Genomic DNA, 25983 nt, shown 5'->3' on the forward strand with positions numbered 1-25983 from the left:
GTATTGTATCACGAATGCGGCGGAAACAGAACGAGCTCCGGGGATGCGCTCTGCGCCAGCCGGCCTGCGGGACAGGCTTGGCATGGCAGGAAATGTGAAGTACAATAAGGCATCATGAAGATGAAAAGGAGTACGCAACCGATGCAGCTCAATTTATTTCCGCCCCTGGATCCCCGGTCCGCGGAGCGGCGGCAGAAGATGGCGGGAGCACAGCTATCCGGTTTTTTGCAATCGGTGGCTGCGGCGCATCCGTCCGAGCCGATCATGTTCATCTGTATCGGAACCGACCGTTCAACGGGAGACGCGCTTGGCCCGCTGGTTGGAACAAGGCTGCGGGAGAGGGGATGGACGAATGTGATCGGCTGTCTGGACGAGCCTTGTGATTCGTCCAATCTGGAGGCGAGGCTCGCCGAATTGCCGGAGAATCTCCTCACCATTGCGATTGACGCCTGCCTGGGCCATCCTTCGACAGTAGGCTATTATCTGGTCGGTAATCAGCCGCTGGTTCCCGCAGAGTCGGTTGGTATGGCGCTCCCTGCCGTAGGCAGATACAGCATCGCTGCCGTCGTCAATACGAACGGACCGAAGCCGTACTGGACCCTGCAGACAACCTCTCTCCGCTTCGTGATGAAGATGGCGCAGGAACTGGCGGACGCTATTTTACAATCTTTCCCAGTAAATCATCAGGAATAAAAACAGTATTTTCCCCATATGAATGATGTCGTGGGCCTGGGGAGGGATCTCGTACGACAGGTTCGGATACAGAATAAAGAGCCGGACCCGACATCCGACTCTTTGGCACTGAACGCGGTAACCCCTATGTGTGATCCGTTCCTGGCATGAACGGATCATTTTTTATCCTGCCGGTCCGTCAGCTTAATGATGAGCTGAACCAGGCCGAGCACAAACGCACTCGTGGCGAAGAACATTTCGAACCCTTCCATGATGGTCACCTCCTTTCGCGGCTGGACAACAAATACTGGTGCAGACACTGCGCCATAGAAGGTGCTGATTCAGCAGTATACAATTTGTGTAATCTTATTCTATATCTATGTAGAAAAAGCGTTTCATAGAATCCATCTGTAGGAAATTTTGAATTTTTTTTGCACTTTGTGACAAGCATTCATAATAGTACAACGTCGTGCATACGATGGGCGGCGCATACGGAAAAGAGGAGATAGCTATGCCAACGATCGCGGTTCATCCACAATTCAGCATGCGTATAGAGGAGCAGGGCCAGGGGCCGGCCGTCGTACTGCTCCACGGGTTCTGCGGCAGCTCGCGGTACTGGGCGGAGCTGGCGCCGCTGCTGGCAGGAAGCTGCCGCGTCATTACCCCGGACCTGAGAGGCCACGGCTCATCGGATGCGCCTGTCGGTCCCTACACAATCGAGCAAATGGCGGACGATGTGCTCCACTTGGCCGATACGCTCGGCCTGGATCAATTCGTGCTGTTGGGCCATTCGTTGGGAGGGTATATTACGCTGTCATTCGCGCAGCGGCATGCGCACCGCTTGAAGGGATTCGGGCTGATCCACTCGACCGGGAAGCCGGACACGGAGGAGGGCAAGCAGAAGCGGCTTGCGACCGTAGAAGCGCTCCAGCGGCATGGCATCGTTCCGGTCGTGGACGATCTCGTGCCGAAGCTGTTCGCCGAGGATAGCGGCCCGGGGGAGGCTCTCGACAAGGCGAAGGAGATTGGCTATTCCACGCCGCCTCAAGGCGCGATCGGCGCGGTGCTCGCGATGCGCGAACGGCCCGACCGCACGGCGGTCCTGCAAGCGGCCACGCTCCCGGTGCTGCTCGTGGCCGGGGAGAAGGATCGGATTGTTGCGCCGGAGAACGTATTTACCGCGGCGGGAGACCATATCGAGCACGTCACTCTCGAAGGGGTCGGCCATATGGGCATGATGGAGGCACCGCAGAAGCTGGCGGCCGCAATTCGTTCCTTCATGGACACTGCATACGCTTGACAGACGGCCGAATGATACATGGGCCCTTGTGAGAACGGGAGTGCTGCACCCTTGTGGACAGCACTCTTTGTGCGTTATACTGGATGTAATTTTTGTACAAATTAGACAGTTATCAAAACGAATGCCTCAGCTGCCCGATCATGATTATCACCGTTAGTTCTGTAGGTTCGAGGCTGCACCTTATCGTCTTCGGCAGGGAGGTGGATTCATGTATAGAAAAGATTATTTGCTGCGGTTGGTGCAGGAGATGACCGACCTGATCGGCAAAGCGATGAACCTGCGGCAGCAGAAAAAACGAACCGAGCTGCTGTTCGAATGGGACGAGCTGCTGCGGGAACGGTTCCGCATCAATGGCGATCTGTCCGATCGGCTGACCGGAGAGGACTTGATTCACCTGTTCCGGACCAATGGGCGTCTGCATGCCGATGAACTTCAGGCCTTCGCGATCCTGCTTCATGAACGGGCGAAGCTCGAACGGGAGAAGGAACTGGCGGAACGCCATGAGATGCCTGTCAGTGACGCTTCCCGTTCTGGTCCGGATGACATCGAGGACCTGTATGTCCGGCGTTCCCTCAAAAGCCTGCATCTGCTGCTCGAGGCGATGCTGCATGGCAGCGATCGGCGGCTGCTTCCCGTCATGGAGACGACGGATCGCCTGCTGTTAGAGCTGAAGGGCTACCGGCTGCCGGACGAGTTGCTTGAACGCCTGTGGGCTTGGCTCGAGCGGGAAGGCCGCTACGCCGGGGCTGAGGATGCGCTGTTCCGTTGGGTGCGGCAGGCGTCCGGCCAGCCGGAAGAAGCGGAGCGGCGCAAGCGCCAGGGGGCACGATTCTATGAACGCCTCGCGGAATGTCCGGATGAAGCGCTCGAGCAGGGCGGCCTGCCTCGCGAAGAACTGGCCGACGGCCGCGCTGATCTGGAGACGATTCAATGAACCCGGCCTTGGCCGGCCTGTGCGAGTGCCGATGGGCGCCCCATGCCAACCCTTCTTCACAACCGAATATGCGACGTGACGATGAAGATGACAAGAACCTTGCCGAACCGCAGGGTTCTTTTTCGATCCGCGCGAATCGGTTCTCTTGCGCAGAATCATAGTTCCTAAGTCCTCCGAGATAAGAAGCTCTTCACAATTATGATCGATCGGTCGATAAAGTATAGTAGGTAATTCGGACTATGCATATTTTTCAATCTCTGGAAACAGGAATTCCCGGATGACGAGGAGGCTTGCCTATGTGGCCGTTAGCATAGTGCATCCGGACCGATATAACACCCTGGCGCGAGAGACATGAGGAGGTTTATTACATGGGAAATCAGGCATACACGATGGACAGCCCGGGTTTATTATCGGGAGCTTTGTTGAACTGCAGAACTGTGATCGAAGGCAGTGGCTGCGTGGCAACGGGTATGTTATCTTATATGGAAGGCGACTTGATTGAGATTGAATTGCCTCAATTCGAACACTTCGAATTGGGGGAACAAGTCAAAGTTACGATCTATTCCGGAATGGGCATCGTCAATTTTTTCACCAAAATCATCGCCCGGAACGAGGGCTCCCTGCTGCTCATCCATCCGCCTCAGCAGCAGCAGCGGTTTACGGACAAGCGCGAGTCGCCGCGAGTCATTATCCGCAAGCATGGCTTTATCCATTCCGAAGCCGCGTCACAGAAGAACCAGAGCGCCGCTTCGAGCGGAACCCCGATACACCTGGTCGATATTAGCCTGACCGGCGTAGGCTTCACGATGAACGAAGGCGAGCCGCTGCGCGAAGGCATGCGGGTCGAAGCGGAGCTTCATTTGGGCTTCACCTTGCCCTGCCGCCTCAAGATTATGCACCGCTCCCGCCATTCCGAGGAGATGCTGTACGGAGCCAACCTGGAAGGCCTCGACGAAGGCTCCCTCCGCTCCCTGCGCGCATTCATCCTGCGCGAACAGATTACGGCTTATGTGGATAAGAAGCAGAATATATAGATAACATGTCGGCACTATATCCCTTTTCGTAGAAAGGAGAAGCAATTTGAAAATATCATCCTTACGGTATTTCCTAACTTGCTGCGGACTAGCTGTATTCGGCGTCATGTTATTTCTTCTTCCAGGAACTGCAGAAGCCGGAACGGTCTTCCCGTCGAAGCAGATCGATTCCTACGATGTAGAATTGGAGGCGGTTCCGACCTATGTTCCGACTCCGCTGAGCGTCACAGAAGCTACCTACACCCAGACCGTCAACCTCGACCCGGCAGTGGCGGAAGTCTCGGTCGATCCGGTTCTGGGCCAATATGCGATTACAGGCAAAACCTACGGCACGACGACCATCGAATACAAATGGATCACTGCCGAAAATGCAGAACTCGTACATAAGTTCACGGTCACGGTTGATTCTGGCGGGATCGCGCCGCGTGTTAACATTTACGGTCAGGACAATATCTATTTTCCATTATCCAAGAGCACTACATATGACATAAAATTAAATACTATTTTCTCAGGGAATATGAACTGGGCTTTAAATTCATTTGAGTATACTGATAAAAATAATCTGTTTCGTCGTGGCTACAACTTTAACGATCCCAACAATTGTTCTTATACGTTAATATATGATGACCGCACAGGTGATACGAGAATAGAGCTCAAGGTGAAGGATCTGAATGGTTATTACGCATCCTACTTCTTCGACGTCTCAACCAACTGGGATCCCGTCTTTCAGCCGCAGCCGGATATGACTCTGATTCAAGGGAAGGAGTCCACCTTGAATTTGAACGACATGCAGGTCTTCACGGACGCAGATGATGACACATTGCATTACACCATCGATCCGGTAACTGGAGTAACCGCATCCGTTAATGGGGATATGTTGACCATTACGTCCACTATCGACCAGGAGTTCGCGTTGACGATCCGGGCCGATGACGGGCGGAACGGGACGGCTTCCGGCGTGCTTCATTTCAAGGCTTGGCGCTCGGAGGAGGTTGGCATTGCAGGTACCTATCCGGAGACGCAGAACATGATCCGATTTACCCAGGTCGCTCCAGGGAGATACGTGCTCGCTCCCCTCAAACCTACGATGCCTAGCGAGACGGAGCTGCTGGGGTGGATAAATGATGGTACAGCGCGGGCTGCGGATTCAGACGGGGATCTTGAATTTGCAATCGATGAAATTAATGATTTGAACCAAAAGCTTCCGGCCTTGCAGGCAGACACTTACGGGCTTTATTTCTATGACTCTTCTAATATTACTCTCGACAGAGCCGTGCATCTTATCGGCATCGATGTCGTGCGAAGCCAGTTAGAGCAAATCGACCGTGACCATGAAAATAACGGACTGGATATTATGGATGCCCATAGATGGTTAATGATGTACAATAATACGTATTTCAATGCGAAAGTCATTCTGTCGCTGCTTCCCTCTTAACATCGGAATTGCGCGTCAGGACCTACAGGCTAACCTTAGGGTTGGCCTTTTGCTATTATGAGCAAAATAAGAGAGATAGATAAAGCGATAGGTGGAGAAGAACGTATGAACGATGTACGGGAACGCAACGAAGGATGGAGCGCGGCGGCTGCCGGAGCGGCAGCGGGCATACTGCTGTTGACGCTGTGGCTGAACGGCTTATTCTACAACCAGGATACTGTCTTGCTATCCGCTCTAATGTGCGCTGCAGCTGGTGCGCTTCTTCTTATGAGGCGCGCAGTTCTCTCCGCTGCCATTCTGCTGCCGCTCGTTCTCCTGATCGCCTATGGCATCGTCCGTTTCCTCGATCCGGCGAGCGTGCATGGCACTCACATGCAGATGATTCGCTATGCGATGTATACCGGGTGGGCAGTAGTGATATCCGCGTTATTTTGCCGGCGAACCTCTGACTCATCGTGGACAAAAGGACTGCAAGCTCTCCTCGTCGTTGGCATCATTAACAGCCTGAGTTCGCTCCTTATGTTGGGCGGTTGGCTGCCTTATGCAGCCGGGGTCATGACAAGCGAGAATGTTGAAATTTCCGCCTGGGGATTCCGCCTGGCTGGATTCCTGCAATATCCGAACACCCTCGGGGCGGTAACGGGAGCTTTTCTGCTCCTTCAGCTTTATCTTGTTCAGACCGCTTCCGGCTTCCGGGCGCGTACGGCAGCGCTGCTGCCCGTCCTTCCTCACATGGCCGTCCTGTTATTGACGGAGTCCCGGGGCTCGTGGCTGGTCGTTGCCTTTGTATGGATTGTCGGGCTGCTATTTTTGCATAAAAGACGGCGCGCTTCTATTGCGTTTGCCGCCCGTTCGGCAGCCTGGGGCTTCGCCGGGGCTGCGAGCGCCGCTTCCTTGTGGCCGGATCATCGCGATATGATTCCGTTAGCCGTGGCGGCGGCCTGGGCGGGATCAATAGGGGGAGAAGCACTGCTTCACCGTCTGCGGCATTCCCGCCGGCCCGGAATCGTATGCTCGTTCTTGATTGCGGCGGCACCTGCTGTGCTTGGCCTGGTGCTGATGCCACAGGGAGCATCCGAGCGCCTAACCGATCATTATGCGACCGCAGGCGCGCGGACGCAGTTCTACCGCGATGCGGTGACATTGTGGCGGGAGCATCCATGGTTCGGCGCGGGCGGGGAGGCCTGGCGGCAGCAGTTCGCACGCATTCAGAGCGAGCCCTATGTCGGCAAAGAGGTGCACAGCAGCCTTTTCGACCTGCTGCTCGACGTCGGCGTCATCGGAACGGTGCCTGCCCTCATACTGGCCGCGGCGGCGCTCTATATTGCTTGGCGCCGTCACCGGGGGCTGGCCATGGCTGCGGCCGTGCTCCTGCTGCATAGCGCAGTCGACTTCGACATGGCCTTCGGCTTCTTCGCACTGCTGCTCCTTGCCTTGCTGGCTCTCGCGGCAGGCGCGAACGAGCCGGGCCATGACAGGCCGCTCAAGCGCCTGAGCCGCACGGCCTCGCTTCTGCTGGCGCTGCCGCTTGGGGCCGCATGGTTACTTGCGGCTGTGCACGCCGTGGCCCAGCCGCTCGCCGACGCCGACGGCTTGCTGGCGTTGAAGCTGACGCCAGCCGACACCGAGCTTCGCATCGCGGTGTCACGGACCCTGCCGCCGGAAGAGGCCGCCGCCATGCTCGCGGAAGGCCGCCGCTATGAACGGAGCGGCTTCGCTCTCTATCGCGAGCTTGCCTTGGCGAGCAGCAGCCTCGGCCGGACAGCGGATGAAGCCGGCTATTGGCGGGAGGCCATCGCCTGCGCCCCGTTCGACCGCGACTTGCGGACAGAAGCGATTGAACGGCTGGCCGAGCAGGCACGACACGCCGCGCTGACCGGTGACCGCGAGAATGCCAAAATATTGGCGGCTGCTGCCGAAGACTTGTACCATCGCTATGAAGCCGAGGTAGAGCGCGTCGAAGCGATGCCGAATGTCGCCAATGACAAGCATTTTGCGATGACCGAGGAGGCCAAACGTGCGCATATGGCTATCGTGCCGCTTCTTGGCTTTACTAATGACCGGCGATGATTCCGCCTGCAATCGTAGGAGGGGATTATCGGCCGGTTATTTTTTGACTGTTTTCTCATATGATGTGTCGAATCCGAAACATGTGCTGTAGAGCTCTTTGATCCACTCTCCCTTTTACTCAGAAAAAGAAAATGCTAAATTCCCGATAGGCTATTCTCACGCTAATCTTCCTTATATATTGATATTGCTTACTGAGCCAAGTGCCGCTTCTCGCACGACCGAGCCTGAGTCAATGGGAGACCGAGCAAAAGGCCCGCGAACCCGCTTGCATACCGCGTCTGAGTCAATGGGAGACCGGCCAAAAGAGAAGACAGAGCCTCCTTGTCCAATCCCAGATAAATATCGATTAAAGAACCGGGGGCGGCGCCCTCCGGTTTTTTCGTGTCAGTATTGGCGGTCGTAATCGACAAGATTGCGGGCGGGGGAGCCCGTCTCGAGGTAAGCAGCCAGATTTTCGAGGAATAATGCCGTGACTCTTTCCTTAAGACGGTCGGTATTCCCTCCGGTATGCGGCGTGATGATTACGTTGTCCAGTGACCAGAGGGGATGATCTTCCGGCAGCGGCTCGGTCTCGAACACGTCCAGGCCCGCGCCGGCCAGATGGCCATTCGTCAAGGCCTGGACGAGCGCATCGGTGCGGACCGACGCGCCGCGGCCGATGTTCACGAAGAAGGCGCCTTGCTTCATGGCGGCAAAGCGGGCTTCGTCGAACAGGCCGTCCGTCTCCGTAGTCTTCGGGAGCACGTTGACAATGACGTCGCTGGCGGCAAGCGCCTCGTCCAGCTTGTCCGGTGTAAGGACGGCATCGACATGCTCTGCCGGGCGAGCGGTCCGGCGCACGCCGATGACGCGCATGCCGAAGGCTTGGGCCAGGCGGGCGATCTCGGTGCCGATGCTGCCGAGTCCGATAACGGCCATCGTGCGGCCGTTCAGCTCGGTGAAGCGGCCTGCCTTATCCCAATGGCGGCGTGTCTGGTTGCGAATCGCGCGCGGCAGCTCGCGCGTGAAGGCGAGCAGCATGGCGAACACTGTCTCGGCCATCGGGACGGGATGGACCCCGCTCGCGGTGGTCAGCATAACCTCCCCCTCCTTAAGCTTCCCGAACGGCATATAATCGGCTCCGGATGACCATAATTGGATCCAGCGCAGCTTGCTTCCGGCCGCCAGTCCTGTCTCTTCAACCGCATCGCACCAGCCGAATATCACTTCGGCATCGCGGAATTCGGCCGGATCCAGATCCTTCGGCCGCCCGAAGATGAGATGCCAATCCGGCGCCGCAGCCCGGATGCCGGCTTCCTGCTCAGGCGCCAGTCCGTGCAAACATATCATTTTACGCACAGCTTGTCCTCCTTTATCATCACATATCTCTTCTTCAAACATTCCCCGTTTCGAGGGGGATTTCCTCTTTTACCCGAAATAAGCTACTATATAACGTATAACGGCTATGGAAACCATAGCAATTGCATAGGTTCTACTCCATACGAGTAAGGAGGCCCGCGATATGAACATCGGAATTCTTGATCAATCCCCTATACTGCCAGGCGAGAATGCGACCGACGCATTCCGGCACACGCTGGAGCTAGCCGCGCATGCCGATCGGCTTGGCTTCAGCCGATATTGGGTGTCCGAGCATCACGATGCAACCGGGCTGGCCGGTTCCTCTCCGGAAGTGCTGATTGCCTCGATTGCGGCCCATACGAAGCGGATTCGGGTCGGCTCCGGCGGCGTGCTGCTTCCGCATTACAGTCCGTACAAGGTGGCTGAAAATTTCCACGTGCTGGCGGCGCTCTATCCCGGGCGGATTGATCTCGGCATCGGACGCGCTCCGGGGGGGATGCCGCTCGCGACGCGGGCCCTCCGCTATGGCCGGCCTGCGGATTATGAGAACACCTTCGACAGGGCGCTCTCGGATCTTGGCGGCTTCCTGAAGCATGACCTGCCTGCGGAGCATCCGCTGCACGGTCTGAAGGCGACGCCGATCCCCGAGCAGGCGCCTGAAGTATGGCTGCTTGGTTCGAGCGGCTATAGCGGAAGGAAGGCTGCGGAAATGGGGGCTTCGTTCTCGTTCGCCCACTTCATTAACGGGGAAGGCGGAGAGGAGGTCGTCCGCGCTTATTATGATGCGTTCCGCCCCGGGCCGCTCGGCGACAAGCCGCGAGCGAACGCTTGCATCATTGTTATCTGCGCCGATTCGGATGAGGAAGCGGAGAGGCTGGCAACTTCCGTAGATTTGCGGCTGCTGCTGCTCGATCGGGGGGATTCGAGGGCAACGTTCGTCTCTCCGGAGGAAGCGGCGGCCTTTCCCTATACAGAGTGGGATCGAGATCGGATCCGGTACAATCGCGGCCGGATGATTGTCGGCGGACCGGATAAGGTGAAGCGGGACTTGGAGGCATTTGCGGAGCGGTACGGTATTGATGAGGTGATCGCCATGACGGTGACGTATGACTTCGAGGCGAGGCTCCGATCGTATGAACTGCTCGGGGAGATGTTCCACCCGCATAGGGAATAAGCCGGTTCGCATCGGGCGGCCGGCTGTTCGAGCTGCCTATCCGCCGAAGGCTTGGCGGAAGCTGGCGGAGAGCTTCTTCGCATCGACCTCCCATAGGGCGGCAAGCTCCTCGCATACGGCTTCGTCCCACCAGTCTGACAGCTTCTTGCGGTTGGCGTGATTTTCGTGAATCCATATCAGATTGCCAATTACTTTGCGGTAATAGAGCTCTTCGCCTTCCTTCCGTTTGTCTTCAGGAATCCAGGCATTCATGCGCTTGATCGTGCGATACAGCTCGTTGCTGCAAGCCCGGCGGATGCCCCGGGCGGTAGGCAGGGCAGCGGTGTGGCGCTGTCTCGGTGTCTTCATGGCTGTTGGCCCCTTTTCATCAGGTTGTGTTATACCATATGCAGGATGGGGGCCCGCTGCCAGAAAGATCTCCTGCCGCTAATCTACCACGATGTACCCGATCATCGGACCGTTGTTGGCCGCATCGGCATGCGTCGTGCAGACGATGCGGTAAATCCCTTCCTTCGCGGTGAACCGAATGATCGTCTCCTTGTTTTTTTCGATTGTGCCGGAGATACCCAGCCCTTCAATCACGAAATCATGGCGGTGCCCGTTCACGCCCCGGATACGAAGCTCGACGCGCTCGCCTTCGCTCGCGTTCAATGTACCGGGAGCAAATTGATATGCTTCGATCTCGGTTCCGTCTTCAAGGGTGGACTTGAATTCGCCCGTCACCATATGCAGGATGCGGGTCTCTTGGGGGGCGGCTTGCGCAGCCTGCTCCATCCGTATTGATTCGTACCGCCAGAAGGCGGCGCCGACCATGATGGCAGCGATGGCGAGCAAGCCGATGCGCCATTGCTTAGGGGTGATGACCCAGAAATTAGCCATAGATGTGAACCTCCTCGACATGTATTCGGAAAGCTTGGAGTACGCAAAATCGGTGTAAGAGAGCGAAAGTGGCCATGCTGTCCAGCTAGTCCATATGTATGCCGGAGAGGGCGGTAACATGAGCCCTGCCGGTTGATTGCTTTAGGGTCATGTCTCATCGTATGATAGAATATACTGATAGCAAAAAGAGGAGATGGGACATGGAATTTTTGCACCAAATTGTGACTACACTTTTGCATTGGGTGCAGCAATTGGGAGAATGGGGAATCATGCTTGGCCTGATGATAGAGGTTATTCCGAGTGAGATTGTACTTGCCTATGGAGGTTATCTCGTCTCGATTCAACAGATTACCTTTGTGGAAGCGGTCATCTTCGGCGTCATCGGCGGGGTTATTGCTCAACTGTTCGTCTATTGGATCGGCAGATATGGGGGAAGACCTGTGCTTGAACGGTATGGCAAATACATTCTCATCCAGCCGCATCATATTGCGAAATCGGAAGAATGGTTCCAAAAATATGGGACAGGCGTTATCTTCACGGCCCGGTTCGTTCCTGTCGTACGGCATGCCATCTCCATTCCGGCGGGCATCTCCAAAATGAATGTGTGGCGATTCACGATCCTGACGACGCTGGCGGTCATCCCGTGGACGATATTGTTTGTTTATTTAGGCTTCGTGCTGGGCGATAAATGGGAGCAAATCAACGACGTGGCCGGCCAATGGGTCAAGCCGTTCATTCTCGTTGCCCTGGCGCTGTTTATCGTGTATGTTGTCATTAAATATACGTATGCCAAAAAGAAAGCGGGGAAATGAATATGGCCAAGCGCGTAGCCGGCGTAATGGGAAAAGGAATTCGGCCCCAAGCCTTTGTGGACGGGATGCAAAAGAACAAGGAGGCCTTCGTCTCTTGGTATGACCAATTTGCATGGGCGGATGAAGAGGACAAATCTTTCTTCGAGTCGCTGCAATACCGCGACGACCTGCGCTGCCTTATCCTGGCGGCGGATTGGTGCGGCGATGTCGTCCGCAACGTGCCGGTCGTCTTCCGTGCGATGGAAGCGGCACAGATCGAGACGGAAGTGCTGATTATGGAGCAGTTCCCGGAGACGATGGATCATTTCCTTACGATGGGCGGGCGTTCGGTGCCGGTTGTCATCTTCGCGGATACCGGCGGGCATGTTCTCGGCCAGTGGGGACCGCGCCCGAGCGATGTGCAGGCGCATATGATCCGCTTCAAGCAGGAGAATCCGGACCGGGAAGCGCCGGACTATCCCGACAAACTGAAAGCGGTAAGACAGCAAATGATGGAAACGTACGGCGAAGGCACGGGATACCAGACACGCATCGTGCGCGAGCTCAAAGAGCTTCTGTCTTCTTTTTGACATCAAGCTACGTTCAACAAGTCAACCTTTCCCAAAAGTGAAACCTATGTTTGCGGTCGACTTCGCGAATAACTTTAACAAAGGCGGTGTTCTTCTATGTCCCGCATTCAAAGCTATACACTCGGCCCGGTTCAGACCAATGCCTACGTGCTGATCAACGAAGAGACGAAGGAAGCGGTCGTGATTGACCCTGGCATGAATCCGGAGCCGCTGCTGCAGGGACTTCAAGGCTTGAAGGTGTCGGCCGTCCTGCTGACGCATGCGCATTTCGATCATATCGGCGGAGTTGACGCCGTGCGTGAAGCTCACGGCTGCCCGGTCTATATTCATGAGAGGGAAGCAGAGTGGCTTACGACCCCCGAGCTGAACGGTTCGAAGATGTGGCCTCAAGTCTGCCCGCCGATGTCGATGAAGCCTGCCGAGCATTTGCTGCAGGACGGACAGACCCTGGAACTGATCGGCTATACGTTCCAGGTCATGCATACGCCGGGCCATTCTCCCGGCAGCGTCAGCTTCCTCCACGAGAAGCACTTGTTCTCGGGCGACGTGCTCTTCCGCACGTCCGTGGGACGAACGGATCTCCGTGACGGGGATATGAACGTGCTGCTCCAATCGATTCACGGCAAGCTGTTCCCGCTGGGAGATGACGTTACCGTCTATCCAGGGCATGGTCCCGAGACCCAGATCGGGTATGAGAAGGAGCATAATCCGTTTGTATAGTAAGGCTATGCTTGGCGAGGCGGCTTGCCGGACGGAATGTCCGGACAGGCCGTCTTTCTTATTTAACGCCATCGGTCCGTTGGCGCTGATTTTGGGTTCGTGGTATGATGAGCTTAATTGAGGAACGGATGCGCATTCTGCGGGGGAATGAGGCTGGCCCTTGGGCGGAAGCATGGATTGGATTCGTGTTTGCGGAGCTGCACGCACAGGAACGAGGATGGATAGAAGGACAAGCGGGCGCGTGAACCAGGTGAGGTTTGCGCTTTTTGTGTCCCCCGCGGAAGCATTCGCGCAAGGCGGGAGCCTCTGTCTGAATGGGGGCTTCAGTAAGCAGGGAAGGGAGCAAGATCGATGGAAGGCGTATTGAAGCGAGAAATCGAAGGACGAATTGTCCGGCTGCAGGCAGCAATGCAGGAACAAAGCATGGACGGCTGTCTAATTACGCAAAATGTGGGGCTCTATTATTTTACCGGATCGATGCAGACTGGATATCTGTTCGTGCCGAAGCAGGGCGAGCCTGTCTACTTCGTCAAGCGAAGCTTGGAGCGCGCGAGGCATGAAGCCGGGGTGGCGGTCGAGCCGCTCGGCTCCTTCCGATCCTTCGGCACGCTGCTGCAGGAGCGCTTCCCGGCGGTGTTCGCGTCCGGACGCCCGGTTATTGCAACGGAATATGACGTGCTTCCGGTGCAGGTATTCGAACGGCTCCGCTCCGTGATGCCGGAGACGGCCTGGACCGACGGATCCGCGATGCTGCGCGGGCTGCGGATGGTCAAATCTCCGTGGGAAATCGACCGCATCCGCACTGCTGCCCATGCGGCGCATCATGCGCTTGAGCAAGCGGCTGCTTATGTCCGGCCCGGCATGATGGAGCTCCAGCTTATCGCCCACATCGAGCATGTGTTCCGCATGCAGGGCCATGTCGGGTTCATCCGGATGCGCGGGTACAATCAAGAGATTATTACAGGGATGGTCGCCTCGGGCGAAGCGGGGGCGGAGCCGACTTACTTCGACGGTCCCGCCGGCGGCCGCGGCTTGACCCCGGCCAGCCCGCAAGGGTCCAGCCGGAAGGTCATCGATGAGAATGAACCGATTCTCGTCGATATCGGATGCTGCATCGACGGCTATGTTATCGACCAGACCCGGACGCTGGTCATTGGCAAGCTGGATGAGGACCTTGAACGGGCCTATGAGTCGTCCGAGGCGATACTGCGGGCCGCCGAAGCGAGCCTGAAGCCGGGGGCGGTGTGCGAGACGTTGTATGCCGACGCGCTGAAGCTGGCCGAACAATACGGCCTGTCGGACCATTTCATGGGCTTCGGGAGCGATCAGGTCAGCTTCCTCGGCCATGGCATCGGCATGGAGATGGACGAATGGCCCGTGCTGGCGCGCGGCTTCACGATGCCGCTTGAACCCGGGATGGTCATCGCGATCGAGCCGAAGTTCACGTTCCCTGGCCGAGGCGTCGTCGGCATCGAGAACACGTACCTGATTACGGACGACGGGTTCGAGAAGCTGACTACTCCGCCGGAAAGCGTGTGGCGCATCGCCGCGCCATAATCGGAGGGCTAGATTCGGAAGCAGGATGGAACCCGCACTGCCGCGCTTCCACCGATTTCCAGCGAATGCATGTTGACATTTGCACGGACGTCACATATTTTAGTGTGAAAAGGCAGCGTCTTTTTTGCGGAAACAAGCATACATTTACACCAATCATAAATTTTAGTACGATAGAGGAAACAGCATATGGATGGGAGGCATGGACAATGCTGCATTTGGGAGAGAAAGTAGTCATTGTTGCCGACCGCTTCGAACAACATTTGCCTATCGGGGAATATGGCTATATCATTGCCTATGACCGCAATGCGGATAACGCATTCGATTACGTCATCCGGGTTCCGAGAGCAAACCGTAACTTCTTCGTGCCGGCGTCTGACGTCGAGCAGGAAGGCCTGCTCCTGCAGCAGGAAGCGGACCGCATCGAACGGGAAGCGCTTATCGACTATGCACTGGCTACTCACAATGAGTCTCTGTTCCGCCGGATCATGAATGGTGATGCGGCAGAAGACCAGGAGGAAGAGAACGAGCAGGAAGAAGCGATGTCTCAGGAAGAGTTCATCCGGCAAGTCAACCTGCGCGCATGGATATAAGAAAGAGCACCGGTTTGCGTTACGGGGTAACGTGTGACCGGTGCTTTTTTGTATAGAGAAGAAGATGGTGATGGAACCGGCCCGCAAGCTTATAAGGCTCCCGGGCGGGCGGAAGCGCGGCACTGCGCCGCATTAATGGAAGCCAGCGTTGAGTTGCCCACGCTTCTAGGCTATAATAGAGGGATGAATTTGGCCCAATTGGGACAAGGAGGAACAGGTTGCCGATGAGCATTCAGGTACAAGACGTCGAGCATGTGGCCAAGCTGGCACGGCTCAATTTAACCGATGAAGAAAAAGCGCGCTATACCGAGCAGCTGAACGCGATTCTGAAGTACGCAGAGAAGTTGAACGAGCTGGATACGCATGACGTGCCGCCGACAACGCATGTTCTGCCGATTCGCAACGTGATGCGTGACGATACCGTTCGTCCATCGCTGCCGATAGAGAAAGTCATGCTTAACGCGCCGCAGGAAGAAGAAGGTCAATTCCAGGTTCCGGCGGTTCTGGAGTAAAGAGAGAGGGGGTAACCGCATTGACATTATTGGATATGACGATATCACAAGCTAGACAAGCTTTGGCAGACCGCAAAGTATCCGCCGCCGAGCTGACGGAGGCGTCTTTTGCGCGCATCGCGCAGACCGACGGGCGGGTGCAGGCGTTCCTGACGCTGAATGAAGAAGGGGCCAAGGTGCAGGCGAAGCGCATCGATGAGCGCCGGGCCGCAGGCGATACACTCCATCCGCTGGCCGGCATTCCGGCCGGCCTGAAGGACAATATCGTGAGCGAAGGGATGCGCACGACATGCGCCAGCCGCTTCCTTGAGAACTATGAGCCGGTCTATGACGGAACCGTCGCCCGCAAGCTGAAGGAAGCGGACGTCGTTACGGTCGGCAAGCTCAATATGGATGAGTTCGCCATGGGCGGATCCAATGAGAATTCGGCTTACCAAGTGACCCGCAATCCGTGGGATCTGGAGCGCGTCCCGGGCGGTTCGAGCGGCGGCTCGGCTGCGGCGGTGGCCGCCGGTCAAGTCAGCTTCGCCCTCGGTTCGGATACGGGCGGATCGATCCGCCAGCCGGCGTCCTATTGCGGCATCGTCGGCTTGAAGCCTACCTATGGCCTCGTATCGCGCTTCGGCCTCGTCGCGTTCGCATCTTCCCTCGATCAGATCGGGCCGCTGACGAACAATGTAGAGGACGCCGCGCATGTGCTGCAGGCCATCGCCGGCTATGATCCGATGGATTCCACCTCGGCCGAGGTGGACATTCCCGATTATGCGGCGGCCTTGAGCGGAGAGGTGCGCGGCTTGCGCATCGGCGTGCCGTCCGAATATATCGGGCCGGGCGTCGATCCGAAGGTGAAGGAAGCGGTGCTCGCTGCCTTGAAGGTATACGAGCAATTGGGCGCGACCTGGGAAGAGGTGTCGATGCCGCATACGGATTATGCCGTGGCGACCTATTACCTGCTCGCTTCGTCTGAAGCGTCGTCCAACCTGGCGCGCTTCGACGGGGTTCGTTATGGCGTTCGCGCGGAGCAGCCGGGCAATCTGCTCGAGCTGTATCTTCAATCGCGCAGCCAGGGCTTCGGCCCGGAAGTGAAGCGGCGCATCATGCTGGGAACTTACGCGCTCAGCTCCGGCTATTATGACGCCTACTATCTGAAGGCGCAGAAGGTTCGGACCTTGATTCAGCGCGACTTCGAGCAGGCGTTCCAGAAGTATGACATTCTGCTCGGGCCGACGGCGCCGACGACGGCCTTCCGCCTGGGCGAACAGATTGACGATCCGCTTCAAATGTACTTGAATGATATTTTGACGATTCCAGTCAGCTTGGCGGGCGTGCCGGCGATCAGCATTCCATGCGGATTGGCGGACGGCATGCCGGTAGGGCTGCAGCTGATCGGACGGGCGTTCGATGAGGCGACTGTGCTGCGCGCGGCGCATGCGTTCGAGCAGCATACCGATCATCACAAGCTGCGTCCGCAGTTGTCATAGAGGAGGCTTACGACATGCCAAGTGCTAGATATGAGACGGTAATCGGGCTGGAAGTTCACGTTGAGCTTCGCACCGAATCCAAAATATTTTGCGGCTGCTCCACTGCCTTCGGCGCGCCGCCGAACACACATACTTGCCCGATCTGTCTCGGGCATCCGGGCGTCTTGCCGGTGCTGAACCGCCAGGCGGTCGAATATGCAATGAAAGCAGCCATGGCGCTCAACTGCGAGATCGCGTCCGTGAGTAAATTCGATCGCAAAAACTATTTCTATCCCGATTCGCCGAAGGCCTATCAGATATCGCAGTATGATCAGCCGGTTGGGCGGAACGGCTGGATTGATATCGAAATCGGCGGCGAGACGAAGCGCATACGTATCGATCGTCTGCATCTGGAAGAGGATGCGGGCAAGCTGACGCACGTCGATGGCGGCTATGCATCGCTGGTCGACTTCAACCGGGTAGGCACGCCGCTGGTCGAGATCGTATCGGAGGCGGATCTGCGTTCGCCGGAAGAAGCCAAGGCTTATTTGGAGAAATTAAAGGCTATTATGCAATATTGCGAAGTATCCGATGTGAAGATGGAGGAAGGTTCGCTCCGCTGTGACGCGAATATCAGCCTCCGCCCGTACGGGCAAGAGGAGTTCGGTACGAAGGCCGAGCTGAAGAACATGAACTCCTTCCGCGGCGTGCAGCGCGGCCTCGAGTATGAAGAGGAGCGCCAGGCCGATATTCTGGACGAGGGCGGCCAGGTGGTGCAGGAGACGCGCCGCTGGGATGAAGCGCAAGGACGAACGCTGTCGATGCGCAGCAAGGAAGAGGCGCATGACTACCGCTACTTCCCGGATCCGGACCTCGTAACCGTCGTCATCGACGACGAATGGAAGGAGCGCATCCGCGCTATGATTCCGGAGCTGCCGGATGCCCGCAAAGCCCGGTATGCCGCCGGTTACGGCTTGTCCGGATACGATGCCGAGGTCATCACGTCCTCCAAAAAGCTGGCCGATCTGTTCGAAGACAGCCTTCAATACACGAAGGATGCCAAAGCGGTGGCGAACTGGATCATGGGAGATCTGCTCGCCTTCTTGAATGCGGGCGGTCTTGAGATCGAAGCTGTCAAGCTGGACGGACAAGGGCTCGGGGAAATGATCGGGCTGATCGAGAAGGGCACCATCAGCACGAAAATTGCCAAAACGGTATTCAAGGAAATGCTCGAATCCGGCAAGCCGCCGCAAGCGATCGTCGAGGAGCAAGGACTGGTGCAAATTAGCGACGAAGGCGCCATCCTGGCTGTCGTGCAGCAAATCATCGCGTCCAATCCTCAATCGGTCGAGGACTATAAGGCCGGCAAGCAAAAAGCGATCGGCTTCCTCGTCGGCCAGGTGATGAAGGAGACGAAGGGCAAGGCGAATCCGGGACTCGTCAATCAATTGCTGGTCCAGTGCCTGAACAGCCAATGATACCGGCTACGAAATAACAGTCCGCGAGACGGAGCATGCGCCGCAGTTTTTTCATCGATTCACATGGAGGAGCTTGGCGCATACTTCGTCTTTTTTTGCTTACAGATAAATAGAGCAATAAAAATTTACGGTCTGTGGGGGAATGATTGTGCTTCGTCAACTGGATATGAATGATAATGAGACCCTCGAACAATTATGGTACTTGCAGCAGAGCGCCTACCGCATCGAAGCGGATCTTCTCGGCTTCGACCGGATTCCTCCGTTAATGGATACGATCGACGATCTGAGGCATTGCAAGGAAACCTTCTACGGCTGGTGGGATGAAGCCGAACTGATGGGAGCCATCTCGTATGAGGTGCCGGAGCCGGATGTCATCGATATTTGCCGGCTGATGGTTCATCCGCGCGCATTCCGCCAAGGCATCGGCTCCCGTCTGCTGGAGCATGTCCTGCAGATTCCGGGATTCCCCATTCACCGCATTGCGACGGGGGCCCGCAACACTCCTGCCTTGCGGTTGTATGAGCGTGAAGGCTTCCAATTTCGGCATGAAGAAGAAATCGCACCCGGGGTATATCTTCGCCATCTGGAACGGGTGTCGAAGGAGGGCGGTTCAGGATGGGAGAAGTAATCGACGCCTCGAATCCGTGGGTCATTGACAATGTCTCGCTGATGATGCGCTTGTTCCTGGCGATGCTACTGGGCGGCCTGGTCGGATTGGAGCGGGAGCAGGCGAATCATCCTGCGGGCTTGCGTACGCATATTCTTGTATGTCTCGGCTCAGCCTTGATTATGCTGTTGTCCATTTATGGCTTCTCGCAATTCGTCTATGAAGGCAATGTCCGCGTTGACCCGGCCCGTCTCGCGACGGCGGTCATTACGGGCATTGGCTTCCTCGGAGCGGGGACTATCATCTTTACGGGCAAATCCATCGCCGGTCTGACGACGGCCGCTTCTTTATGGGTCGTTGCTTCAATCGGTCTCGCCGTCGGGGCCGGATTTTATTTCGCGGCCGTCGCGGCAACGGTGCTCGTCATCGTCAATCTGTTTGTCTTCAACAAGATTGAGCAGCGGTATTTCACAAGCAAGAAAACCTATGTCCTTACGCTGGAGACGGACGGAGCTTCCCATTTTCTTCATCAGCTCCATGAATTTTTGAACGAAGAGGAGATTCAGACGAAAAAAGTAACGACGCAGCGCCTGCTTAATCGCCCGTACGAGGGTCCAGACGTCAAGCATACCGAAATTCAAGTTGTCCTTATTGTACCCCGCCAGTTCGAAATTTTTGCATTTACGACCCAAGTCGAGCAGATGACCGGCGTTCGTTCCGTTACCGTTGAATAGCCCTTTCCCCGGCAATCGGCGCAATGCGGACTAGACTAAAGTCGGTGAAACCTTCCTGGACCCGGGAAGGTTTCTTTCGTTTCCCCGTCCGCCTTACAATAAAAGCAGAAGATTGGAGAGGCGCCTGACAGGCTGCCATCGTGGAGAAACAGAAAGGAAGTCGGCTATCGTGGAACGTGAATTGCGGAATCAATCAGATGAACAGCTCGTTCAGCTTATTTTGGGCGGCAATGAAGAGGGGATGCGCATTCTGGTGGAAAGACACCGCCCATTTGTGTTAACTTGTATTTGTCAAACGGTTCAGGACCGGCATCTGGCGGAGGACATCGCTCAAGAAGTCTTCGTCAAGGTATACCGCCGGCTCCATACATTCCGCGGGGATTCGAAATGGACGACATGGTTGTACCGTCTTACGCGGAACCAGCTCATCGATTCGCTGCGCAGACAGAGACGGGGGGCCGCCGATCGGCTGGAGCCTGCTACGATAGTGGCTCTTCCGCATCAAGATGAGGAAGCGATGCCGGAGGAATGGGTCATCAAGCGTGAGCGGTGCGAGCAGGTGCGCCGGACGTTGGGCAGCCTCCCGGACAAGTATCGGACAGTGATGGTGCTCTACCATATGCGCCAGCGAACCTACGCCGAGATTGCCGAACAGCTGCAAATGCCTGTGCGGACGGTTGAGACTCGATTGTACCGGGCCAAAGCGCTGTTCAAAAACGTATGGAATGAATCGGTCGGAGCCGTATGATGGCAAGGGAGGAATGAATACAATGAACGACGGAGGCCGCAGAGACAAGGAACCACCGGTGGATCAACCGGAACGCCAGCGGATGGATCAGATCCGCACGCCGGATTGGGACAGAGAAGAAGAGCAATTTCTCCGGCGAAGAATGGCGAATCTGGAGCATCAGCAGCGCGAGCACCAGCATCCTGGCAATTATCCGCCGTACGACGGATTGCCTCCTGTACCTCCCGTATATGGAACACCGCCTCAGCGCAAGAGCAAATTTTTATCGCTCCTGCTGTCTTTTATTTTCCCCGGAAGCGGTCATTTTTACTTGGGATTGATGCAGCGGGGCCTGCTTATTATGATGCTGCTCGCTCTGGATATTGTTGCGATTGTCTATTTCAGTGCTACCGATGCCCGGATTAACGTGCCGCTCATCGTGCTGCTTGCCCTTATGCTGCCTGTTATTTATTTCTTCAATTTATTCGATGCTTTGCAGAGTACGGAGCGCGTCAACCAGCAGGCGGTCTATGGATTGGGAGCCGGCAATGTGAAGCAAGGCCCTTGGCTTGGCCTGCTGCTCCTGTTCGGCGGCGTCGTTCTGCTGCTGTTCACGGTCGACCCGGCCTGGCTGCGCTGGTTTTTCAGCAATGCGGGCTCTTATGCTGGAGCAGCCGTGCTTATCGGTGGAGGGATTTTTCTGCTAATCAAGGAATCGCGCAAAAGACGCTAGCCGATCTTAAGGAGTTGGGGCATACTTGATAAAGGTAGGCCGGATTACTGCAGCTTTGTTGATTATCGCCGTCGGCGTGATGGTTCTCGTCGATCAATTTTTCGGCCTGCGCAGCATCCGGCTTCTGCTCGTGTGGTGGCCCTTCATCTTCGTGCTGTGGGGATTGGAGATGATGGTGAGCGCCAAGCGCGGGCGAAGTCCGGACGGGAAAAGAAGCTGGAAGATCGACTGGCTCGGTATGTTCGCTGCTATTTTTTTGTCCGTCTCGGTGTTCATGATTGTTCAGCCTTATCTGTTCAGGGACTGGGTACGGAGCATTCAGTTCGATTTTTCGATGATGAAGGAAATGAAGCTTGCCGAAGGGATGAAGTTCAAGCAATCTGCCCTGAATTATTCCATAGAAGGCCGTTCGATCCGGGAGCTTGCCGTTCGCAATCGCTATGGCAATGTGTCGATTCGGAGCGGAAATGTGGCGGATGTGGTGGTGGAGCCGACGGTCATCGTGAGCAGCTTGCCCAAGGAGGAGGCTCAGCAGTTGGCAGACCAGTCTCTCGTAGACATCGCGGCGTCTGCCACAGAACACCGGCTTCGCATCGAAGGCACGCCAGCACGTTATGCGGCGAATAAAGAGCTCGTCCGCATCGACCTGAGCATTACGGTTCCGGATGAGGTGGCGTGGAATCTCCATGTACAACTGGACGACGGGCTGATTGACATCCGTGAGCTCCGCGGGGCCATCGCCGCCGAGACGAAGAGCGGATCGATCCAGATTGCCAATATCGATAACTCGGTTCAAGCGCGCACTTGGGACGGGGATATTGTCGTAAAGGGAATTGGACAGGATCTGAATGCGGACACGGCCCGAGGAGATATCATCATTCATGATATCAAGGGGGATGTGACAGCAGATACGAAGAGCGGCGCTATCGATATTAGCCGCGCGGTACGAGCTGTTCAGGCGGAGACGCTGAGCGGGGACGTGCTGGTCGAATCGGAGGTTGTCGGAGGATACTGGAAGCTTCTGAGTCTGGCAGGGGATATGACGATTCACTTGCCGGATGACGCAAATGCCACTGTATTCGGAAGGAATACATTCGGCGATATTACTTCGGATTATCCGTTGGACATTGCTGACAATCGTATCGAAGGGACGCTGGGAAGCGGGATGCATGATATCGTCTTGCAGACGAATGGAGACCTTCATGTTCTGAGGAGATGATCGCGGAGTTGCGGACGTCCGAGACAGAATAAGATTGACAAATCGAAAAAGGTAACCGTACAATGGACATATAGAGATTATTTCTTGAGAATCGTTACAATGTACAGATTAGACAACCCGAATGAATCATGAGCGTAGAAGGCGGTGGACAGGATGAAGACACGGGTTCAACATGCATTGGAACAATTGAAAATGTCCGGAGTACGCATTACGCCACAACGCCATGCGATCTTAACCTATTTGATGGATGCGATGAACCATCCGACGGCGGATGAAATATATCGGGCGCTTGAGCCCAAGTTTCCGAGCATGAGCGTAGCCACGGTCTACAACAACTTGAAGTTGTTTATTGAAGCCGGCCTGGTGCGTGAATTGACCTACGGAGACAGCTCAAGCCGATTTGATGCGAACGTCTCTGATCACTATCATGCGATTTGCGAGCAATGCGGCAAGATTGTCGATTTCACGCTGCCGGCTCTGCAATCGGTAGAGGAGACCGCCGCCGAACGGACGGGCTTCTTCATACGGGGACACCGCATGGAAGTGTATGGCGTGTGCGAATCGTGTGCAGCTGCGGCTGCCAAGAAGTAACCGGAGCGTTCCGGAGGACAACCGTTGAATCATACATGCGCGCAGCAGATTTTGCTTGCGCGTTTTCTTTTGGACAGGGAGATGCAAGACTTGGGAGTGGGAGGAACGACAACATGAGTTACCGGGGAGAGCGTCGGGGCGGAAGGGCAGTAAATGGAAGGCATGCGGACAGGCCGGGAAGCCGTCCCCAACGCAAAAAGGGTGGCTGTGGCGGATGTCTCGTCATCTTGATAGGAGTTATTGTTTTGTCCGTGTGCATTTGGAACGGATGGTCGGAGTGGTGGCCTGGCCATGAACGATCAGAGTCTGATATGACGCAAGTTGAGCAGCCGCTCACCTATAACGGGACGTGGAGCGGTTACGGCACGACAGGACAGGGAAAGGATCTGCTCATTCCCGTGCCGGCGCTGGATGGACTGCTGCCGGTTACATTTGAAGCGGAGAGCGGCACCGTTATTTTGACAAGCCCGGTCTCGGTCGCTTCGATGCCACTGGATCAGCGAGGCGGGCTGTTGAACGGAAGTCCGAAGGAGTGGCCTGCGGCTGCCGTCCGCATCGACAAGACGGTTCATGTTCCCGCATCTGTGCTGGAAGAGTTGTACGGGATTGAAGTGAAGCAGTATCCGGCGAATGGAGCCGTTCAGTTCGGAATGCCGGGCCAGACGCTACAATCCGGCACGATCGCGAAGCTGCGGCAGCCGGAAGACACGGTACCGATGAGGCAGGATTCAGACCAGAAGTCGCCGATTATCGCCGATCTGAAGAGCGAGTCGCCAGTGACCATTTGGGAGGAGAGTGGAGATTGGCTTTGGGTAGAGGCGGATGACGGCACATTGGGGTATGTGGCGGCCGAGGATGTCGTGCCGGGAGACGCCCATACCGTACCTAAGACGGCTGAGGCGCCGCTGCCGCGGTTCGTCGAGGAGAAGACGCCCGTGAGCCTGGCCTGGGAGGCCGTATATTCCCGCAACCCTGACCCATCCAAGCTGCCGGACATGACGGGCACGAATGTCATCAGCCCGACCTGGTTCAGTCTGGAGGATGAGGAAGGGAATGTCCTCAGCAAGGGGGACTTGAGTCTGACCGAATGGGCGCACCGTAACGGCAAGCAGGTGTGGGCGCTGTACAGCAACAGCTTCGAACCGGAGCGGACAACGGAAGCCCTATCGACCTTCGAACGGCGGAATCGTACAATCGGTCAATTGCTTGCCTTGGCGGATCGTTATCAGGTGGACGGAATCAATCTTGATTTTGAAAATGTGAATGTCGAGGATCGGAATAAGCTGACTCAGTTCGTAAGAGAGCTTGTCCCTCGGCTGCATGCCAAAGGTCTCGTCGTATCCATCGATGTGACGGCGAAGTCGGAGAGTGGCAGATGGTCGCAATTCCTGGACAGGGAAGCCCTTGGCAAGCTTGTCGACTATATGATGGTCATGGCGTATGACGAGCATTGGGCGGCAAGCCCTGTTGCCGGATCCGTCGCATCTCTGCCTTGGACTGAGCAAGCGGTGACGCGAATTATGAATGAAGACAGCGTGCCGGCACATAAGCTGGTGCTGGGTATGCCGCTCTATACGCGTATCTGGACGGAAGAAGTGCAGGACGGGGAGACGAAGGTGAGTTCCAAGGCCTTGGGCATGCAATCGATTCAAGATATATTGACGGACAAGAAGCTGAAGCCGGAATTTGATGACGCTGCTGGGCAGCACTACATTGAGTATAAAGAAGAGGGGAATTTGCAGCGGATTTGGATTGAGGATGAGCGTTCGGTTCGGGCGCGAATTGAACTGGCCGATCGGCTGGGTCTTGGAGGAATTGCCGTCTGGGCCCGCACGTTCGCCAGTGATGACATATGGGATGTGCTGCGTTATCCGCCGGTTCCTTAATATGAAGAAGACAAGCCGCTTTCCCGGAAGGGAGGCGGCTTGTCTTATGTACTCGTCAAGACTTCGGCGCGGACGCAGCCGATTCGGCTGGATCTTCATCGGACAGCCCTGCATTGGCTTGCGCAGGATCGAAGGTCAGGATAGTCCGGCAGAACATGCAGCGGTCCGTCTTGCCGATCATTTTCGTCGGCTGGCCGCATTCCGGGCACTCCAGCGCGACGACACTCGTGGAGAGCATGCCGGCCCAAAAATAAATTCCCATGCTTCCCAATAGAAGAATGCCGCCAAGCACCATGAATACCGCAGCGAACGGACGGCCTTGCACGCCCCACATCAATATGCCGGAGGTGCCCAAGATCATCATACCCATGCCTGCTAAAATAAGGACGAGCCCCCACAACCGAAATTCACTAAGCTTGCTTGTCTTAAATAGCCGAGTGTTCATCATGAGCCTCCCAATACATATCTTGAAAATGTTTTGCAAAATAGAAGGAAAGAGAGAATCTATGTAGAATTATAAACATGAATCAAGACAAAAGGAAGCTTGTTGGCAAGAAAGTCGAAAAAGCGTGGGATTCATATGAAGCAAGCAGTAGACAAGGTCAAGGTGGAGCAATGGTTGAACGCGACGCACATTCAAGGCATTCTTCGGTTGACCCCTGACTCAAGGAAGCTGGCAGTACAGGAATACAACAGGTGTGATCGCCTGTATATCGTTATCGATGAACAGTGTCCGTCTTCTCCCTATCATACACAGACGGAGCAGGACAGCTCCATCACGCAGTGGCTATTCATTCATCCGGAGCAGTGGAGAGCATGGAGCACATCAATGGAGGGTCTGCCTATGATGTCTTCCTTTGGACGAGCAGAGATTATCGCCGATCGCAGCGGTATGTTGGCGGAATGGCAGCAGCTGCATCAGGCGGACGGCAAGGAACTATTTCAATCGGAA

The 25983-nt window shown here is 56.1% G+C and carries 28 protein-coding genes (1 of these 28 only partly in view); 24 read left to right on the plus strand and 4 right to left on the minus strand.

All coding sequences use genetic code 11. From position 1 onward, the window contains the following. Positions 1-141: 141 nt before the first annotated feature. The 6 genes from yyaC (at position 142) to FLT43_RS22700 (ending at position 7445) form a co-directional block, all read left to right on the plus strand. Complete coding sequence (gene yyaC, locus FLT43_RS22675; RefSeq protein ID WP_087440703.1) at positions 142-693, plus strand: spore protease YyaC; 552 nt, start codon at positions 142-144, stop codon at positions 691-693. Positions 694-1183: 490 nt separating this feature from the next. After that, positions 1184-1972: an alpha/beta fold hydrolase gene (locus FLT43_RS22680; protein WP_087440704.1), complete on the plus strand. Its 789-nt coding sequence runs from the start codon at positions 1184-1186 to the stop codon at positions 1970-1972. Positions 1973-2180: 208 nt separating this feature from the next. Beyond that, a complete protein-coding gene (locus FLT43_RS22685) occupies positions 2181-2906 on the plus strand; it encodes a DUF6483 family protein (RefSeq protein WP_087440705.1) in 726 nt (241 codons plus the stop codon). A gap of 368 nt (positions 2907-3274) precedes the next feature. Then, positions 3275-3940 carry a PilZ domain-containing protein gene (locus FLT43_RS22690; RefSeq protein WP_087440706.1) on the plus strand — a complete coding sequence of 222 codons (666 nt, stop codon included), beginning with the start codon at positions 3275-3277 and terminating at the stop codon, positions 3938-3940. Positions 3941-4046: 106 nt separating this feature from the next. After that, entirely contained in the window at positions 4047-5375 is a 1329-nt protein-coding gene (locus tag FLT43_RS22695; protein ID WP_087440737.1) for a glycerol-3-phosphate responsive antiterminator, read from the plus strand. Positions 5376-5480: 105 nt separating this feature from the next. Continuing rightward, the gene (locus FLT43_RS22700) at positions 5481-7445 is read left to right on the plus strand and encodes an O-antigen ligase family protein (protein ID WP_087440707.1); all 1965 of its coding nucleotides are present in this window, start codon (positions 5481-5483) and stop codon (positions 7443-7445) included. A gap of 384 nt (positions 7446-7829) precedes the next feature. Here FLT43_RS22700 and FLT43_RS22705 read toward each other — a convergent pair whose 3' ends face one another. Beyond that, positions 7830-8774 carry a D-2-hydroxyacid dehydrogenase gene (locus tag FLT43_RS22705; RefSeq protein WP_087440708.1) on the minus strand — a complete coding sequence of 315 codons (945 nt, stop codon included), beginning with the start codon at positions 8772-8774 and terminating at the stop codon, positions 7830-7832. Positions 8775-8946: 172 nt separating this feature from the next. Between FLT43_RS22705 and FLT43_RS22710 the strand changes: the two genes are divergently transcribed. Beyond that, on the plus strand, positions 8947-9957 hold the full coding sequence (locus FLT43_RS22710) for an LLM class flavin-dependent oxidoreductase (protein ID WP_087440709.1): 1011 nt from the start codon (positions 8947-8949) through the stop codon (positions 9955-9957). A gap of 36 nt (positions 9958-9993) precedes the next feature. Here the strand turns inward: FLT43_RS22710 and FLT43_RS22715 are convergent, their stop codons facing one another. Together FLT43_RS22715 and FLT43_RS22720 are read right to left on the minus strand one after the other, a co-directional pair. Continuing rightward, positions 9994-10305, minus strand: a complete 312-nt coding sequence (locus tag FLT43_RS22715) for a dehydrogenase (protein ID WP_087440710.1) — start codon at positions 10303-10305, stop codon at positions 9994-9996. 78 nt (positions 10306-10383) lie between these two features. Beyond that, positions 10384-10836, minus strand: coding sequence for a cupredoxin domain-containing protein (locus FLT43_RS22720; RefSeq protein WP_087440711.1), 453 nt, complete (start codon positions 10834-10836; stop codon positions 10384-10386). 200 nt (positions 10837-11036) lie between these two features. On the opposite strand from FLT43_RS22720, the gene uptA reads away from it, so the two are divergent. The 16 genes from uptA to FLT43_RS22795 all read left to right on the plus strand — a co-directional run bounded on the left by uptA (position 11037) and on the right by FLT43_RS22795 (position 25031). Then, a complete protein-coding gene (uptA, locus tag FLT43_RS22725; protein ID WP_087440712.1) occupies positions 11037-11648 on the plus strand; it encodes an undecaprenyl phosphate transporter UptA in 612 nt (203 codons plus the stop codon). Positions 11649-11650: 2 nt separating this feature from the next. Then, a complete protein-coding gene (locus FLT43_RS22730) occupies positions 11651-12217 on the plus strand; it encodes a thioredoxin family protein (protein WP_087440738.1) in 567 nt (188 codons plus the stop codon). Positions 12218-12313: 96 nt separating this feature from the next. Next, positions 12314-12937, plus strand: a complete 624-nt coding sequence (locus FLT43_RS22735) for an MBL fold metallo-hydrolase (RefSeq protein ID WP_087440713.1) — start codon at positions 12314-12316, stop codon at positions 12935-12937. Positions 12938-13041: 104 nt separating this feature from the next. Next, the gene (locus FLT43_RS29460) at positions 13042-13182 is read left to right on the plus strand and encodes a hypothetical protein (RefSeq protein ID WP_164776471.1); all 141 of its coding nucleotides are present in this window, start codon (positions 13042-13044) and stop codon (positions 13180-13182) included. Positions 13183-13288: 106 nt separating this feature from the next. Then, positions 13289-14494 carry a M24 family metallopeptidase gene (locus tag FLT43_RS22740; RefSeq protein WP_087440714.1) on the plus strand — a complete coding sequence of 402 codons (1206 nt, stop codon included), beginning with the start codon at positions 13289-13291 and terminating at the stop codon, positions 14492-14494. A gap of 206 nt (positions 14495-14700) precedes the next feature. Further along, positions 14701-15084 carry a hypothetical protein gene (locus FLT43_RS22745; protein WP_006677119.1) on the plus strand — a complete coding sequence of 128 codons (384 nt, stop codon included), beginning with the start codon at positions 14701-14703 and terminating at the stop codon, positions 15082-15084. A 224-nt stretch (positions 15085-15308) separates the two neighbouring features. Beyond that, complete coding sequence (gene gatC, locus FLT43_RS22750) at positions 15309-15596, plus strand: Asp-tRNA(Asn)/Glu-tRNA(Gln) amidotransferase subunit GatC (RefSeq protein WP_087440715.1); 288 nt, start codon at positions 15309-15311, stop codon at positions 15594-15596. Between the two features lie 35 nt (positions 15597-15631). Continuing rightward, positions 15632-17077 carry an Asp-tRNA(Asn)/Glu-tRNA(Gln) amidotransferase subunit GatA gene (gene gatA / locus FLT43_RS22755; RefSeq protein ID WP_373994915.1) on the plus strand — a complete coding sequence of 482 codons (1446 nt, stop codon included), beginning with the start codon at positions 15632-15634 and terminating at the stop codon, positions 17075-17077. Between the two features lie 14 nt (positions 17078-17091). Beyond that, positions 17092-18534, plus strand: a complete 1443-nt coding sequence (gatB, locus tag FLT43_RS22760; RefSeq protein WP_087440717.1) for an Asp-tRNA(Asn)/Glu-tRNA(Gln) amidotransferase subunit GatB — start codon at positions 17092-17094, stop codon at positions 18532-18534. Positions 18535-18676: 142 nt separating this feature from the next. Next, complete coding sequence (locus FLT43_RS22765) at positions 18677-19162, plus strand: GNAT family N-acetyltransferase (protein WP_087440718.1); 486 nt, start codon at positions 18677-18679, stop codon at positions 19160-19162. Continuing rightward, a complete protein-coding gene (locus FLT43_RS22770; protein WP_087440719.1) occupies positions 19150-19875 on the plus strand; it encodes an MgtC/SapB family protein in 726 nt (241 codons plus the stop codon). Before FLT43_RS22765 ends, FLT43_RS22770 begins: the two co-directional genes overlap by 13 nt. 169 nt (positions 19876-20044) lie before the next feature. Continuing rightward, positions 20045-20623, plus strand: a complete 579-nt coding sequence (locus FLT43_RS22775) for an RNA polymerase sigma factor (RefSeq protein WP_006677112.1) — start codon at positions 20045-20047, stop codon at positions 20621-20623. A 22-nt stretch (positions 20624-20645) separates the two neighbouring features. Beyond that, entirely contained in the window at positions 20646-21335 is a 690-nt protein-coding gene (locus FLT43_RS22780) for a hypothetical protein (RefSeq protein ID WP_087440720.1), read from the plus strand. 25 nt (positions 21336-21360) lie between these two features. Beyond that, complete coding sequence (locus tag FLT43_RS22785; protein WP_087440721.1) at positions 21361-22554, plus strand: DUF4097 family beta strand repeat-containing protein; 1194 nt, start codon at positions 21361-21363, stop codon at positions 22552-22554. Between the two features lie 153 nt (positions 22555-22707). After that, positions 22708-23145 (plus strand): peroxide-responsive transcriptional repressor PerR, encoded by a 438-nt coding sequence (gene perR, locus FLT43_RS22790; protein WP_087440722.1) that lies wholly within the window; start codon positions 22708-22710, stop codon positions 23143-23145. Between the two features lie 251 nt (positions 23146-23396). Beyond that, positions 23397-25031, plus strand: a complete 1635-nt coding sequence (locus tag FLT43_RS22795) for a glycosyl hydrolase family 18 protein (RefSeq protein WP_244194038.1) — start codon at positions 23397-23399, stop codon at positions 25029-25031. Between the two features lie 55 nt (positions 25032-25086). Here the strand turns inward: FLT43_RS22795 and FLT43_RS22800 are convergent, their stop codons facing one another. After that, positions 25087-25476, minus strand: coding sequence for a DUF2614 family zinc ribbon-containing protein (locus FLT43_RS22800; protein WP_087440724.1), 390 nt, complete (start codon positions 25474-25476; stop codon positions 25087-25089). A 135-nt stretch (positions 25477-25611) separates the two neighbouring features. On the opposite strand from FLT43_RS22800, the gene FLT43_RS22805 reads away from it, so the two are divergent. Next, positions 25612-25983, plus strand: the 5' portion of a protein-coding gene (locus FLT43_RS22805; RefSeq protein WP_087440739.1) for a hypothetical protein. Its footprint extends 516 nt past the window's final position; only the first 372 of its 888 coding nucleotides appear in the window; the start codon lies at positions 25612-25614; its stop codon lies off the right edge, out of view.

This window comes from Paenibacillus thiaminolyticus, from assembly GCF_007066085.1.
Classification (GTDB): Bacteria; Bacillota; Bacilli; order Paenibacillales; family Paenibacillaceae; genus Paenibacillus_B; species Paenibacillus_B thiaminolyticus.

Coding starts and splice junctions, on each gene's coding strand:
- yyaC (WP_087440703.1), top strand. CDS start 142: ATGCAGCTCAATTTATTTCCGCCCCTGGATCCCCGGTCCGCGGAGCGG.
- FLT43_RS22680 (WP_087440704.1), top strand. CDS start 1,184: ATGCCAACGATCGCGGTTCATCCACAATTCAGCATGCGTATAGAGGAG.
- FLT43_RS22685 (WP_087440705.1), top strand. CDS start 2,181: ATGTATAGAAAAGATTATTTGCTGCGGTTGGTGCAGGAGATGACCGAC.
- FLT43_RS22690 (WP_087440706.1), top strand. CDS start 3,275: ATGGGAAATCAGGCATACACGATGGACAGCCCGGGTTTATTATCGGGA.
- FLT43_RS22695 (WP_087440737.1), top strand. CDS start 4,047: ATGTTATTTCTTCTTCCAGGAACTGCAGAAGCCGGAACGGTCTTCCCG.
- FLT43_RS22700 (WP_087440707.1), top strand. CDS start 5,481: ATGAACGATGTACGGGAACGCAACGAAGGATGGAGCGCGGCGGCTGCC.
- FLT43_RS22705 (WP_087440708.1), bottom strand. CDS start 8,774: ATGATATGTTTGCACGGACTGGCGCCTGAGCAGGAAGCCGGCATCCGG.
- FLT43_RS22710 (WP_087440709.1), top strand. CDS start 8,947: ATGAACATCGGAATTCTTGATCAATCCCCTATACTGCCAGGCGAGAAT.
- FLT43_RS22715 (WP_087440710.1), bottom strand. CDS start 10,305: ATGAAGACACCGAGACAGCGCCACACCGCTGCCCTGCCTACCGCCCGG.
- FLT43_RS22720 (WP_087440711.1), bottom strand. CDS start 10,836: ATGGCTAATTTCTGGGTCATCACCCCTAAGCAATGGCGCATCGGCTTG.
- uptA (WP_087440712.1), top strand. CDS start 11,037: ATGGAATTTTTGCACCAAATTGTGACTACACTTTTGCATTGGGTGCAG.
- FLT43_RS22730 (WP_087440738.1), top strand. CDS start 11,651: ATGGCCAAGCGCGTAGCCGGCGTAATGGGAAAAGGAATTCGGCCCCAA.
- FLT43_RS22735 (WP_087440713.1), top strand. CDS start 12,314: ATGTCCCGCATTCAAAGCTATACACTCGGCCCGGTTCAGACCAATGCC.
- FLT43_RS29460 (WP_164776471.1), top strand. CDS start 13,042: ATGATGAGCTTAATTGAGGAACGGATGCGCATTCTGCGGGGGAATGAG.
- FLT43_RS22740 (WP_087440714.1), top strand. CDS start 13,289: ATGGAAGGCGTATTGAAGCGAGAAATCGAAGGACGAATTGTCCGGCTG.
- FLT43_RS22745 (WP_006677119.1), top strand. CDS start 14,701: ATGCTGCATTTGGGAGAGAAAGTAGTCATTGTTGCCGACCGCTTCGAA.
- gatC (WP_087440715.1), top strand. CDS start 15,309: ATGAGCATTCAGGTACAAGACGTCGAGCATGTGGCCAAGCTGGCACGG.
- gatA (WP_373994915.1), top strand. CDS start 15,632: ATGACGATATCACAAGCTAGACAAGCTTTGGCAGACCGCAAAGTATCC.
- gatB (WP_087440717.1), top strand. CDS start 17,092: ATGCCAAGTGCTAGATATGAGACGGTAATCGGGCTGGAAGTTCACGTT.
- FLT43_RS22765 (WP_087440718.1), top strand. CDS start 18,677: ATGATTGTGCTTCGTCAACTGGATATGAATGATAATGAGACCCTCGAA.
- FLT43_RS22770 (WP_087440719.1), top strand. CDS start 19,150: ATGGGAGAAGTAATCGACGCCTCGAATCCGTGGGTCATTGACAATGTC.
- FLT43_RS22780 (WP_087440720.1), top strand. CDS start 20,646: ATGAACGACGGAGGCCGCAGAGACAAGGAACCACCGGTGGATCAACCG.
- perR (WP_087440722.1), top strand. CDS start 22,708: ATGAAGACACGGGTTCAACATGCATTGGAACAATTGAAAATGTCCGGA.
- FLT43_RS22800 (WP_087440724.1), bottom strand. CDS start 25,476: ATGAACACTCGGCTATTTAAGACAAGCAAGCTTAGTGAATTTCGGTTG.